Below are 11,791 nucleotides of genomic sequence, written 5' to 3' on the forward strand. Positions count from 1 at the left end.
CGATCATGGCATCCTCGACCACCTCGCGCGCGCAGCCACGCCCCCGGAGGAGCGCCGCCACCTCGCGCAGGATGCCGGGCACGGCGGCGCCCCCGGTGAGGAAGTCCAGCGTCGCCTCGCAGGTCTCGGACGGATCCGGACGCATGGTCACGGGCTTCAGGCGCTTTGCGGTTCCCCCGGCCCGGCCAGGAAGGACGCCGCGTCGGGATAGATCGGGAAAACCCTGTCCATGTGGGTGAGGCGCAGCACCTTCTCCACGCTCGGGTGGAGGGCGGACAGCGCCAGCGTCCGATACGGCCCCAACATCTTGCGCGCGGCGACGAGCGCGCCGAGGCCGCTCGAGTCGATGAACTCCACCTCCGCGAGATCGAGGAGGACGTCGTCGGGGCCACCCTCCGTCGCCTCTCCGAACAGGTCCTTGAAGCGGATCGAGACGGCGGCGTCGATACGGGCGGCGTGAACCTGAACGGCGGCCTTTCCCTCCGACACCAGGCAGGTCAAGTTCATCGGGTGCATCTCCGCCTTGTGGTCTGCTATGGCTCTAGGCGGAAATGGTTGCCAATTCGTGGAGGCCGCAGGGCCGGAGGAGGAGCGCATGGAGCATGTCGTCATCGCCGGGGGCGCGCGGACGCCGATGGGCGGGTTCCAGGGCGATCTCGCGCCGCTGACCGCGGCCGAGCTCGGCGGGGCGGCCATCGCCGCGGCCCTCGACCGGGCCGGGATGGACCGCGCGGGCGTCGACGAGGTCCTGATGGGCTGCGTCCTGCCGGCGGGCCAGGGTCAGGCGCCGGCGCGGCAGGCGGGGTTCCTTGCCGGTCTGGGCGAGGAGGTGCCTGCGACCACCCTCAACAAGATGTGCGGCTCGGGCATGAAGGCCGCGATGTTCGCCTGGGACCGCCTCGCGCTGGGCCAGGCGGACGTGATCGTGGCCGGCGGCATGGAGAGCATGACGAACGCGCCCTACCTCCTGCCGCAGATGCGCGGCGGCGCGCGGATCGGCCACCAGACGGCGCAGGACCACATGTTCCTCGACGGGCTGGAGGACGCCTACGACAAGGGCCGCCTGATGGGCACCTTCGCCGAGGATTGCGCCGAGGCCTTCCAGTTCACCCGCGAGGCGCAGGACGCCTACGCGCTCGGCTCGCTGACCAACGCGCTCGCCGCGATCGAGGGCGGCGCCTTCGCGGCGGAGGTCGCGCCGGTGACGGTGAAGTCCCGCAAGGGCGAGGCGCGGATCGACGTGGACGAGCAACCGGGCAAGGCGCGGCCCGAGAAGATCCCGCAGCTCAAGCCCGCCTTCCGCCCCGGCGGCACGGTGACGGCGGCGAATTCGTCGTCGATCTCGGACGGGGCCGCGGCCCTCGTCCTCGCCCGCGCTGCGGCGGCGGAGGCGAAGGGTCTGCCCGTGCGCGCGCGCATCCTCGGCCATGCCTCCCACGCGCAGGCCCCCGCGCAGTTTCCGACCGCGCCGGTTCCGGCGGCCAGGAAGCTTCTCGAGCGGATCGGCTGGAGTGTCGCGGACGTGGACCTCTGGGAGGTGAACGAGGCCTTCGCGGTCGTGCCGATGGCCTTCATGCGCGAGATGGGCGTGCCGCGCGAGACGATGAACGTGAACGGCGGGGCCTGCGCGCTGGGCCATCCGATCGGGGCGTCGGGCGCGCGGATCATGGTGACGCTGCTCCACGCGCTCGAGGCGCGCGGGCTCAAGCGCGGCGTCGCGGCCATCTGCATCGGCGGCGGCGAGGGCACCGCCATCGCCATCGAGCGGGCCTGAGCCGTCAGCCCCCCAGCGCCGCGACCTCGGCCTCCAGCGTCCCGGGCGCCCAGCTTCCGGCGGCGTGACCCTCGCGCGCCAGCCGCGCGCCGATCTGCGCGAGTGCCGCGTTGACCGGCACCGGAACGTCGTGGAGCCGACCCAGAAGCGCGATCTCCCCGTTGAGGTAGTCGGTCTCGAGCCGCGCCGCCCCGCGCAGCAGGCTCTGGCTCGTCGATCCGCCGCGCCGGGCGACGCCCTCGAGCGCGTCGTGGTGGCGGAGGAGATGCTCGCGCCTCGGGTCCTCCGCATCGACCGCCTCCCAGGCGATCCCGGCGGCCGCGTAGACGGCCAGCGCCTCGCGCCGGACGGCCTCCGACAGTGGCCCCTTCATCGCCGCGCGCCCCGCCGCCGCCTGGATCACGTTCTGGAGGTTGAGGAGGAGCTTGCCGTGCTTGCTCGCCATCACCTCCTCGTGCGGGAAGGCGGCGATGCCGGCGGCGTCCAGAAGCGCGCAGATCGCCCGATCGTGGGCATCCGTCCCGCGCGGGTACCGGCCGATGTCGAAGATGCCGAGCTTCGGTTCGGTGAAGACCGCGACCTCGCCGGGGTCGAGGTAGTGCGCGGGCATCATCACCGTGACGCCGTGGACGTTGGGGAAGAACCGCAGCGCCGCGCGTTCGTTCTCGACGCCGTTCTGCGCGCAGAAGACGGGATGTTCCATGACGCCCGCGTCGCGCAGGGCCTCGAGCGCCAGGACCGTGTCCTGCGACTTCATGGCGAGGAGGATCGCGTCGTCCTCGCGCCAGTCGACCTCTCCGGGGTGGGCCACGACGGGGACGGGCAGCGTCTCGTCGATGCCGGGCGCGCGGAGGCGAAGCCCGTGCTCGCGCACCGCGTCCAGCATCGCGCCACGGGCGATACCCACGACCTCCGCGCCGCTCCGGTGCAGCGCGGCGGCGACGACGCCGCCGACCGCTCCCATTCCGTGGACGATGACCCGCATGGTTGCCTCTCCCCGCAATCGTCTCCCGGGCTACCCGAGGCCGCTGCGCGCCGCCAGTGCCCGGACACGGAAAAGGCCGCCCCGGAGTTTCTCCGGGACGGCCTTCTTCGGGTGTGTCGCGATCAGGCCTCGATGACGTGGGTGCCCTCGAGCCGCGAAATCGCGCTTTCGTCGATCTCCTGCATCGCCTCGAGGTCGGCCTCGGTGCGGTTCTCGAGCATCAGGCCGTCGCCCGTGCCGTTCATCGAGAAGTCGCTGAGCGGCAGGGCCACGGTATGCTCGCCCAGGCCGAGGAAGCCGCCGATCCCGATGACCGCCATGTACTGGCCGCCCTCCTGGAAGATGTAGTCGATCTCGCCCACATCCGCGCCATCGGCCGCGACGACCTTAAGGCCGAGGATCTCGTCGACGGTCATGCCGCTGAAGGGGGACGTCCCGCCTCCGGCCGCTGCGCCGCCAGTGTCGGCCTGAGCCATCTCGGTGTCGCCCTCGGCGGCCATGGCATCGTCCTCGGCCATCTCGGTGTCGCCCTCGGCGGCCATGGCATCGTCCTGCGCCATCTCGGTGTCACCCTCGGCGGCCATGGCATCGTCCTCGGCCATCTCGGTATCGCCCTCGGCGGCCGTGGCATCGTCCTGCGCCATCTCGGTGTCGCCTTCCTCCACGGCGGAGGGATCGGTCGTGATGACGGTGACGTCCTCGGCGGTGTCCTCGATCACGGTCGTGTCGAGTTCCTCGGTCTCGGCCGTTTCGGTCTCACTGCCCTCGGTCATGGTCCCGTCGCCCGAGCCCATCGTGTCGGCGAGCTGCGTGTCCGGCCCGAATTCCATCTCGCCCGCGGGCTCGAAGGCGGCCATCTGCTGCATCTCCTCGAGGCTGCGGTCGACGGTCAGGGCCTGCCCGTCCTCGGACATGCTGAACGAATCGAGCGGCAGGGCGATCGTCTTGTCCTCGAGGCTGACGAGGATCTGCGCGCCGTCCGGGCCCTCGATGACGGCCTGGACCTGTCCGGCCTCGGTGCCGTCCGAGGTCAACACGGCTAGGTCGAGGAATTCGCCGACCGAGTAGCCGCCGAGGTCCTGCTGGGCCGTCGCCTGCGCGTCGGTGCCCGTGTCCTGGGCCGCCACCGGAGCGGCAAGTACCGCCGCGAGGGCGGTGGTGAGCATCATGTTCCTGGGGGTCATCGTCTTTGCCTTTCTGCGGTTGTGGATCGGAAGGGACCGCCCGGCGCGCATCGCCGGGCGGCGCCGTCCATGGGTCAGTTCTGCTGGCTCTGGTCGCTGAGACGCACGTTGCCGCCGAGGTCCTGCGCTCGGCCCTCGTAGGCTTGCATCCGCGCGATGTCCTGCCGCGTCATCTCGGCGACGTAGATCTGGCCGCCGTCGACGCGCAGCCGGTCGGCCAAGATGGCCACCATGTGCTCGTCCGCCTCGACCATGTCGCTCGCGTCGACGACGACGGCGATGCGGTCTTCCTCAGTGATCACGACGCGCTCGATCGAACCGACGGTGTTCTCGTTCTCCGTCACGATCTCGAGGCCGATCAGCCCCGTGGGCGTCATGTTCGCGAGGTTGGCGTCGATGTCCTGCTGCTGGCCCTGCCGGACGTTGACCTGCGCGTCGGCCTGCTCGATCTCGACATCGGCGCTTTCGGCGGGCTCGACGTTCACCTGCGGGTCGCCCTGGCTCACCTCGATGTCGGCGTCGCCGGACTGCTCGAGCTCGACATCGGCCTCGGCGCGTTCGAGTTCCACCTCGGCGCCCTCGGCCTGGTCGATGCGCACGTCGGGCTCGGCCGAGGTCACTTCGATGTTGGGCTGGCCCTGCTCGATGCGCACCTCGGGCTCGGGCCGGACGAAGCGGACCCCGGGCTCGGGCATCTCGACGTCGACCATGGGCTCGCCGGTCTCGACGTTGACGCCGGGCTCGGGCATGCGGATGGTCACGACGGGCTCGGGGATGCGCACGGTGACGGTCGGCTGCGCCTGCTCGACGGTGATGATCGGCGCCTGCTGCTCGACCCGCACGGTCGGCTCGGGCACCTGCACGACCACTTCGGGCGCGCCCTGTTCCACGGTGACCTCGGGGGTGCGCTGCTCGACCGTCACTTGCGGATCGGGGACCTCGACGTCGACATCGGCATCCTCCTGCTCGATGATGAGCCGGCCCCCGCCGATCGCCATGCCGTCCTCGGCCTGGTCCTGGTTGTCGGTCTGCGCAGCCGCGGGCAGGGTTAGCGCCGCCGTCAGAGCGGTTGTCGTCAGGAAATCCTTGAAAGTCATCTGCGTCCTCCAACTCTCTGCCGGATCACGTTCCGGCGTGCCGGGGCAAAACGCCCCTTGACGCCATGGTGTTCCCGCACGAGTCTGGAAAACCCATACAAGACAGTGGGTTAAGGGGCTCTCTGATTCCGGGTCAACGCGGCGACCTCGGCGGGGGTTCCCGCCTGTCCGCGGTCGGCGCAAACGAAAGGGCCGCCGCGGATCACGCGACGGCCCATGCCTCTCCGGGATTCCGGAGCGGTCCTGCGTCAGTAGCGGTAATGCTCGGGCTTGAACGGCCCCTCGGGCGCGACGCCGATATAATCCGCCTGCTCCTTCGAGAGCGGCGTCAGCTTCACGCCGATCTTGGCGAGGTGCAGGCGCGCCACCTTCTCGTCGAGCCGCTTGGGCAGGACGTAGACCTTGTTCTCGTAGGCGTCGCCGCGCGTCCAGAGTTCGATCTGCGCCAGAACCTGGTTGGTGAAGGACGCCGACATCACGAAGGACGGATGCCCGGTCGCGTTGCCGAGGTTCAGGAGACGCCCCTCGGACAGGAGGATGATCCGGTTGCCCGCGGGCATCTCGATCATGTCCACCTGGTCCTTGATGTTCGTCCACTTGTGATTGCGCAGCGCCGCGACCTGGATCTCGTTGTCGAAGTGGCCGATGTTGCCGACGATCGCCATGTCCTTCATCGCGCGCATGTGCTCGATGCGGATGACGTCGCGGTTGCCGGTCGTGGTGATGAAGATGTCGGCGCTGTCGACAACGTCCTCGAGCAGGACGACCTCGAAGCCGTCCATCGCCGCCTGGAGCGCGCAGATCGGATCGGCCTCCGTCACCTTCACGCGGGCGCCGGCGCCGCGCAGCGACGCGGCCGAGCCCTTGCCCACGTCGCCGTAGCCGCAGACGACGGCGACCTTGCCGGCCATCATCGTGTCGGTCGCGCGGCGGATGCCGTCCACGAGCGATTCCTTGCAGCCGTACTTGTTGTCGAACTTCGACTTGGTGACGCTGTCGTTCACGTTGATCGCAGGGAAGGGCAGGTGCCCCTTCTCCATCATCTGGTAGAGGCGGTGAACGCCGGTCGTCGTCTCCTCGGTCACGCCCTGGATCATGTGGCGCTGCTTCACGAACCAGCCCGGCGAGGCGGCCATGCGCTTGCGGATCTGCGCGAAGAGCGCCTCCTCCTCCTCGGATGTCGGCACGGCGATGAGGTCCTTCTCGCCTTCCTCGACGCGGGCGCCCATCAGCACGTAGAGCGTCGCGTCGCCGCCGTCGTCGAGGATCATGTTCGCGCCGCCTTCCTCGAAGTGGAAGATCCGGTCGCAATAATCCCAGTATTCCTCGAGCGTCTCGCCCTTCTTGGCGAAGACCGGGATGCCCTTCGCGGCGATGGCGGCGGCGGCATGGTCCTGCGTCGAGAAGATGTTGCACGAGGCCCAGCGGACATCGGCGCCCAGCTCGGCCAGCGTCTCGATCAGCGCGGCGGTCTGGATCGTCATGTGCAGCGAGCCCGCGACGCGCGCGCCCTTGAGCGGCTTGGCTGCGCCGAACTCCTCGCGGAGCGCCATCAGGCCCGGCATCTCGGTCTCGGCGATGTCCAGTTCCTTGCGGCCGTACTCGGCGAGAGAAATGTCCTTGACGATGTAATCGGTCACGAGGGGGTTCCTTGGCTTGTTGAACGGATCAATGCGGTTGGCGGTGCAGATAGCACTCGTGCTGCGTGGCGGCAATTCCTGCGCGGCCTTGATCCATGTCACGTTTGATACAACTCCGACGTGCATACTGTCCGAAGGTCGCAACTCAGGAGTTTTTCCGATGGCCCTGCCCAAGACCATGAAGGCCGCCGTCGTTCCCGCGCTGGGCGCGCCGCTCGAGATCCGGGAGGTTCCGGTTCCCGCGATCGGGACGGGGCAGGTGCTGATGCGCGTCCGCGCCTCGGGCGTTTGCCACACCGATCTGCACGCCGCCGAGGGCGATTGGCCGGTGAAGCCCGCCGCCCCCTTCATTCCCGGCCACGAGGGCGTGGGGGAGGTGGCCGCCGTCGGCCCCGGCGTCACCTTCCTCAAGGAGGGCGACCGCATCGGCGCGCCCTGGCTGCACACCGCCTGCGGCCGCTGCGAGCATTGCGTCGGCGGGTGGGAGACGCTGTGCGAGAGCCAGCAGATGACCGGATACACCGTGAACGGCGGCTATGCCGAATACGTCGCCTGCGACGCCAATTACGTGGGTCTCCTGCCCGACGGGCTCGACTTCGGGCCGGCCGCGCCCGTTCTCTGCGCGGGCGTCACCGTCTACAAGGGTCTCAAGGAGCTCGAGGCCAAGCCCGGCGACTGGATCGCGGTCTCCGGCATCGGGGGTCTCGGGCACATGGCGGTGCAATACGCGAAGGCGATGGGTTTTCACGTGGTGGCGGTCGACGTCCACGAGGACAAGCTCCGCCTCGCGCGGGACCTCGGCGCCGACCTGACCTTCAACGCGGTCGACCAGGATCCGGTGGGCGAGCTTCAGGCGCAGATGGGCGGCGTGCGCGGCGTGCTCGTCACCGCGGTCTCCAACAGCGCCTTCTCGCAGGCCGTGGGGATGCTCCGCCGGGGCGGGTTCATGTCGCTCGTCGGCCTGCCGCCGGGCGACTTCCCGCTGCCGATCTTCGAGATCGTGCTCAAGCGCATCACGGTGCGCGGCTCGATCGTGGGCACGCGCAACGACCTGCGGGAGGCGCTGGCCTTCGCCGGAGAGGGCAAGGTCGCCTCGCACTTCGCCTGGGACCGGCTGGAGAACATCAACGCGATCTTCGACCGGATGAAGGCGGGCGCCATCGACGGACGGATCGTGCTGGAGATCTGAGAGGTGAGCCGGGATGCCCTGCGGCCGCCCGGCCCGGTGTCACGCGACAGGGCTCACTTGCCCTTGCCGCCGCCCTTCGCGGGGGCGGGCTTGCCGCCGCCGGTGGGCTTGGCGGTGTTCACGGTCTTCGACGGCGGGGTCTTGCCGCCTGCGGACTTGTCGGCCATCTCGTCCTCCCTGGCTCATGGCATCGGCAGGCCGAGGCTACAGTGCCCGCACGCGCCGTAGCCAGCGTTTTCCCGCGCTGGCCGGGTGAGGTTTTCCTGCCTTCCGGGCCCTCCGCGGGGCTGGTCCCCCGGTTCGCGGATGCTACAAGCACGGACGGTGCCATCCGACGGAGCCGCCCATGCCGAAGTCCCCGCCCCGCGCCTGGCAGCGGATGCTGTCCGGCCGCCGCCTCGACCTGCTCGACCCGACGCCCGTGGACATCGAGATCGAGGACATCGCCCACGGCCTCGCCTTCGTGGCGCGCTGGAACGGGCAGACGCGCGGCGACTACCCCTATTCCGTGGCCGAGCACTCGCTGCTGGTGGAGGAGATCCAGGCGCGGATGCAGCCCGCGACGCCGGTGAAATGGCGTCTCGCCGCGCTGCTCCACGACGCGCCGGAATACGTGATCGGCGACATGATCTCGCCGGTGAAGGCCGCCGTCGGCCCCGGCTACGGCGAGCTCGACGCGCGGCTCTCGGCGGCGATCCACCTGCGCTTCGGGTTGCCCGCCGTCCTGCCCGCGCCGGTCAAGCAGGCGATCAAGCGGGCCGACCGCGTCTCGGCCTGGCTCGAGGCGGTGCAACTCGCCGGGTTCCTGGAGGCGGAGGCGGACCGCTTCTTCGGCCGTCCCGAGCCCGCGCTGATCGCGGGGCTCGTCCTGCGGCTCCGTCCGCCCGCCGAGGTGCGCGCCGACTTCACCGCGCGTCACGCGACCCTGATGGAGGCCCTGTGATCCGCGTCCGGCCCGCCCATCCGCTCGACGCGCGGGACATGGCGGCGATCCTGTCCGAGATCATCGCCATCGGCGGCACGACCGCGCTGACCGGAAAGGTCGAGGCCGACGACATCCTCGCCTGGATGCGGAGGGCGCCCGAGACCTCGGCCTGGCATGTCGCCGAGACGCCCGAGGGCGAGATCGTGGGCTTCCAGTGGATCGAACGGCACGACGCGCTGCCGCCCGAGGCGGCCGACATCTCCACCTTCGCCAGGCCGGGGCGGCAGGGCCTCGGAATCGGCTCGAAGCTCTTCGACGCGACCAGGGCCGCGGCGAAGGCGCTCGGCTACCGCTGGATCAACGCCAATATCCGCGCCGACAATGCGGGCGGGCTGATCTACTACCAGTCCCGCGGCTTCGAGGAGTATGGCAGGATCGAGCGCCACAGGCTTGCGGACGGACAGATCGTCGACAAGGTCCTGAAGCGCTACGACCTGCGCTGAGAGACGCAACTCCAGCTTACAGCCTGCCGACATCGCGGAAGGCCCGGCGGTCGCGGGCGCGCTCGGCCTCGCGCGCCTGCGGGCAGCGGTCGCGTGGCGCCTCGGGCGTGCGCCAGTGGTCGGGCGCGCCCCAGACATCGCGCATGGTTGCGACGTTCATCATGCTTGCGAAGACGTTCAGCATCGGGACCTCCTGCGGTTTGCGTTGCCCCTCGACCCTAGCCGCCTTGCGCCGCGATCCCGAGTCAGCAATAGATGACATATGTAAGTGAGGCTTTCACATGGACTGGCGTGGCATCCCTTCCCTCTCGGCGCTGCGGGCTTTCGAGGCGGCGGCGCGCTGCGGCTCCTACTCGGCGGCGGCGCGCGAGTTGAACGTGACCCACGCCGCCATCGCCCAGCACGTCCGCGCGCTGGAGGCCGAGCTCGGCACACCGCTGATGGAGCGTCAGGGCCGCGGCGTCGTGGCGGTGGGCGCCGGGCGGCAGCTCGCCCGCGACCTCGCGGCGGGCTTCGCCGAGATCGCCGCCGGCATCCGCGCCGCCCGCGCCCCGCGCGAGGAAGGGCCGATCTCGCTCACCACGACGCAGAGCTTCGCGGAGAACTGGCTGATGCCGCGGATCGCCTCGTTCTGGGCCGCCCATCCGGGCGTCGGCGTCTCGATCACCGCGGACAACACCGTGGTGGACCTGCGCCGGAGCCCGCATCACCTCGCCATCCGCTACGGGCGCGGCGGCTGGCCGGGGCTGGAGGAGGAGCGGCTGACCGAGGCGCGCAGCGTCATCGTCGGCACGCCGGAGCTGGTCGCGCGCCTGGGCGGGCGGGGCGCGGACACGCCCGAGGGGCGCCGCGCGCTGACGGCGATGCCCTGGCTCGCCGATGCCGATGACGGTGAGTTCTTCGCCTGGCTCCGCGACCAGGGGGCGGAGCCCGACGCGCTGCGCGTCGCGGACCTCGCGACCAACGCGATGACGCTCGCCGCCTGCCGGGCGGGCGCGGGCCTGTCGGTGCAGCCCTACGCGGTGGTGGAGGGCGATCTCGCCGCCGGGCGGCTGGCCGAGGTGCCCGCGCGGGGCGAGACGGGGCTCGCCTACTTCGTCCTCCGCGCGCCGGGGCCGATGCCCGAGCGCGTGCGGCTGTTCCTGCGCTGGCTGCGGTCCGTCGCCTAGCGGAAGAAGCAGGTCGCGCCCGACCACATGGTCTGGATCGTCGTCTCCGTCGGGTCGAGCAGGCCGCTGATCGGACCGCGGTTGAACTCGTTGCCGAGCGACGTGACCTGGAAGCTCACGACCGGCATCTCGATGCGCGGCTGCCCGGGCACGAAGCCGCCCGCCACCGGCAGCGTCGGGTCCGACGTGACCCACCCGCGGAAGTCCTCGTCCACGAAGTTGAGTGCGAGGCCCCCCTCCCACCGCGCGATGGTCATCGGACCCTCGCCGCATTCCTCGATCGTCGTGATCTCCGCCGGGCGGCTGCCGAGGAGCCGCGAGACGGTCGAGATCACGCCCACCTGCGCCCGGCCGAAGTCGATCCGCAGGCGCGAGACGGAGGGCTCGATCCCCTCGCCGTCCAGCGTGAAGGGCGGCACGTCCGGCTCGTCCGGCGTGGTGACGCAGGCCGACAGCGCCATGGCGGCGGCGAGGATCAGGGCGAGGGCGCGCATTTCGGCCTCAGCGCGGACTGCGTTTGGCGAGGATGCGCTGGAGCGTCCTGCGGTGCATGTTGAGCCGCCGCGCGGTCTCGGACACGTTGCGGTCGCAGAGCTCGTAGACGCGCTGGATATGCTCCCACCGGACGCGGTCGGCGGACATCGGGTTCTCGGGCGGCGGCGGAAGCTCCTCTCCGTCGGAGAGCAGCGCGGCCGTGATGTCGTTGGCGTCCGCGGGCTTCGACAGGTAGTCCGTCGCGCCGATCTTGACCGCGGCGACCGCCGTGGCGATGGCGCCATAGCCGGTCAGGACCACGATGCGGCTGTCGGGGCGCTTCTCGCGCAGGGCTTCGACCACGTCGAGCCCGTTGCCGTCCTCGAGCCGCAGGTCCACCACCGCGTAGGCCGGAGGCCGCGCCGTCGCGATGGCCTTTCCGGCAGCGACGGAGCCCGCCGCCTCGACCTCGAAGCCGCGCTTCTCCATCGCCCGCTCGAGCCGGCGCAGAAAAGGCTCGTCGTCGTCGACGAGCAGCAGGGACTTGTCCGGTCCGATATCCCGCAGAGTTCGTTCCTGGCTCAAAGGCTGGCTCCTCCGATCATTGTCAGAACAACTCTATAGAGCAGTGGAGCCGGGGGTCAATTTGTCGCGTCACGGTTGAGCGAGATCGATTCCCGCGCCGGTCCTTGCGGGCAAGGCGCCTCAGGACCCGGCCGCCGCCTCGACGTAGCAGGCCGTCGTCTCGGCGATCTGGGCCGGGGTCGCGTCTCGGTTGAAGAACTCGACGAAGCCAACCTCGGGCAGCACCAGGTAGGAGAAGGCCGAGTGATCCACGAGGTAGTAGGGAT

Annotated in this window: 13 protein-coding genes and 1 pseudogene; 5 read left to right on the top strand and 9 right to left on the bottom strand. The window is 70.3% G+C overall.

The window, feature by feature from the left end; all coding sequences use genetic code 11:
* Positions 1 to 156: 156 nt before the first annotated feature.
* A complete protein-coding gene (locus ACTS11_RS10715; protein ID WP_442640303.1) occupies positions 157 to 507 on the bottom strand; it encodes an STAS domain-containing protein in 351 nt (116 codons plus the stop codon).
* 88 nt (positions 508 to 595) lie between these two features.
* On the opposite strand from ACTS11_RS10715, the gene ACTS11_RS10720 reads away from it, so the two are divergent.
* A complete protein-coding gene (locus tag ACTS11_RS10720; RefSeq protein WP_442640304.1) occupies positions 596 to 1,774 on the top strand; it encodes an acetyl-CoA C-acyltransferase in 1,179 nt (392 codons plus the stop codon).
* 4 nt (positions 1,775 to 1,778) lie between these two features.
* Here the strand turns inward: ACTS11_RS10720 and ACTS11_RS10725 are convergent, their stop codons facing one another.
* The 4 genes from ACTS11_RS10725 to ahcY all read right to left on the bottom strand — a co-directional run bounded on the left by ACTS11_RS10725 (position 1,779) and on the right by ahcY (position 6,680).
* Positions 1,779 to 2,759 carry a ketopantoate reductase family protein gene (locus ACTS11_RS10725; protein ID WP_442640305.1) on the bottom strand — a complete coding sequence of 327 codons (981 nt, stop codon included), beginning with the start codon at positions 2,757 to 2,759 and terminating at the stop codon, positions 1,779 to 1,781.
* A gap of 122 nt (positions 2,760 to 2,881) precedes the next feature.
* Positions 2,882 to 3,928: a PRC-barrel domain-containing protein gene (locus ACTS11_RS10730; RefSeq protein ID WP_442640306.1), complete on the bottom strand. Its 1,047-nt coding sequence runs from the start codon at positions 3,926 to 3,928 to the stop codon at positions 2,882 to 2,884.
* An 89-nt stretch (positions 3,929 to 4,017) separates the two neighbouring features.
* The gene (locus tag ACTS11_RS10735; protein WP_442640307.1) at positions 4,018 to 5,040 is read right to left on the bottom strand and encodes a PRC-barrel domain-containing protein; all 1,023 of its coding nucleotides are present in this window, start codon (positions 5,038 to 5,040) and stop codon (positions 4,018 to 4,020) included.
* Between the two features lie 248 nt (positions 5,041 to 5,288).
* Positions 5,289 to 6,680: an adenosylhomocysteinase gene (gene ahcY, locus ACTS11_RS10740; protein WP_442640308.1), complete on the bottom strand. Its 1,392-nt coding sequence runs from the start codon at positions 6,678 to 6,680 to the stop codon at positions 5,289 to 5,291.
* 160 nt (positions 6,681 to 6,840) lie between these two features.
* Between ahcY and adhP the strand changes: the two genes are divergently transcribed.
* From adhP to ACTS11_RS10755, 3 genes are all read left to right on the top strand, one after another.
* Entirely contained in the window at positions 6,841 to 7,869 is a 1,029-nt protein-coding gene (gene adhP / locus ACTS11_RS10745; RefSeq protein ID WP_442640309.1) for an alcohol dehydrogenase AdhP, read from the top strand.
* Positions 7,870 to 8,215: 346 nt separating this feature from the next.
* Positions 8,216 to 8,812: an HD domain-containing protein gene (locus ACTS11_RS10750; protein WP_442640310.1), complete on the top strand. Its 597-nt coding sequence runs from the start codon at positions 8,216 to 8,218 to the stop codon at positions 8,810 to 8,812.
* Complete coding sequence (locus tag ACTS11_RS10755; protein ID WP_442640311.1) at positions 8,809 to 9,297, top strand: GNAT family N-acetyltransferase; 489 nt, start codon at positions 8,809 to 8,811, stop codon at positions 9,295 to 9,297. Before ACTS11_RS10750 ends, ACTS11_RS10755 begins: the two co-directional genes overlap by 4 nt.
* Before the next feature lie 16 nt (positions 9,298 to 9,313).
* On the opposite strand, the gene ACTS11_RS10760 is transcribed toward ACTS11_RS10755, so the two are convergent.
* Complete coding sequence (locus ACTS11_RS10760) at positions 9,314 to 9,481, bottom strand: hypothetical protein (protein ID WP_442640312.1); 168 nt, start codon at positions 9,479 to 9,481, stop codon at positions 9,314 to 9,316.
* 97 nt (positions 9,482 to 9,578) lie between these two features.
* On the opposite strand from ACTS11_RS10760, the gene ACTS11_RS10765 reads away from it, so the two are divergent.
* Positions 9,579 to 10,466, top strand: a complete 888-nt coding sequence (locus ACTS11_RS10765) for a LysR family transcriptional regulator (protein WP_442640313.1) — start codon at positions 9,579 to 9,581, stop codon at positions 10,464 to 10,466.
* On the opposite strand, the gene ACTS11_RS10770 is transcribed toward ACTS11_RS10765, so the two are convergent.
* From ACTS11_RS10770 to ACTS11_RS10780, 3 genes and pseudogenes are all read right to left on the bottom strand, one after another.
* A complete protein-coding gene (locus ACTS11_RS10770) occupies positions 10,463 to 10,960 on the bottom strand; it encodes a hypothetical protein (protein ID WP_442640314.1) in 498 nt (165 codons plus the stop codon). The genes ACTS11_RS10765 and ACTS11_RS10770 overlap by 4 nt on opposite strands.
* A 7-nt stretch (positions 10,961 to 10,967) precedes the next feature.
* Positions 10,968 to 11,525 carry an ActR/PrrA/RegA family redox response regulator transcription factor gene (locus ACTS11_RS10775; protein WP_442640315.1) on the bottom strand — a complete coding sequence of 186 codons (558 nt, stop codon included), beginning with the start codon at positions 11,523 to 11,525 and terminating at the stop codon, positions 10,968 to 10,970.
* A gap of 120 nt (positions 11,526 to 11,645) precedes the next feature.
* A pseudogene (locus ACTS11_RS10780) lies at positions 11,646 to 11,791 on the bottom strand (SCO family protein); the annotation flags it as partial.

Source organism: Roseicyclus sp., from assembly GCF_052168335.1.
GTDB lineage: Bacteria > Pseudomonadota > Alphaproteobacteria > Rhodobacterales > Rhodobacteraceae > Roseibacterium.

Bases quoted from the DNA above. Each gene is read 5' to 3' on its own strand.
- adhP (WP_442640309.1), top strand. From the start codon at position 6,841: ATGGCCCTGCCCAAGACCATGAAGGCCGCCGTCGTTCCCGCGCTGGGC.
- ACTS11_RS10765 (WP_442640313.1), top strand. From the start codon at position 9,579: ATGGACTGGCGTGGCATCCCTTCCCTCTCGGCGCTGCGGGCTTTCGAG.
- ACTS11_RS10720 (WP_442640304.1), top strand. From the start codon at position 596: ATGGAGCATGTCGTCATCGCCGGGGGCGCGCGGACGCCGATGGGCGGG.
- ACTS11_RS10735 (WP_442640307.1), bottom strand. From the start codon at position 5,040: ATGACTTTCAAGGATTTCCTGACGACAACCGCTCTGACGGCGGCGCTA.
- ACTS11_RS10715 (WP_442640303.1), bottom strand. From the start codon at position 507: ATGAACTTGACCTGCCTGGTGTCGGAGGGAAAGGCCGCCGTTCAGGTT.
- ACTS11_RS10750 (WP_442640310.1), top strand. From the start codon at position 8,216: ATGCCGAAGTCCCCGCCCCGCGCCTGGCAGCGGATGCTGTCCGGCCGC.
- ACTS11_RS10770 (WP_442640314.1), bottom strand. From the start codon at position 10,960: ATGCGCGCCCTCGCCCTGATCCTCGCCGCCGCCATGGCGCTGTCGGCC.
- ACTS11_RS10730 (WP_442640306.1), bottom strand. From the start codon at position 3,928: ATGATGCTCACCACCGCCCTCGCGGCGGTACTTGCCGCTCCGGTGGCG.
- ACTS11_RS10725 (WP_442640305.1), bottom strand. From the start codon at position 2,759: ATGCGGGTCATCGTCCACGGAATGGGAGCGGTCGGCGGCGTCGTCGCC.
- ACTS11_RS10760 (WP_442640312.1), bottom strand. From the start codon at position 9,481: ATGCTGAACGTCTTCGCAAGCATGATGAACGTCGCAACCATGCGCGAT.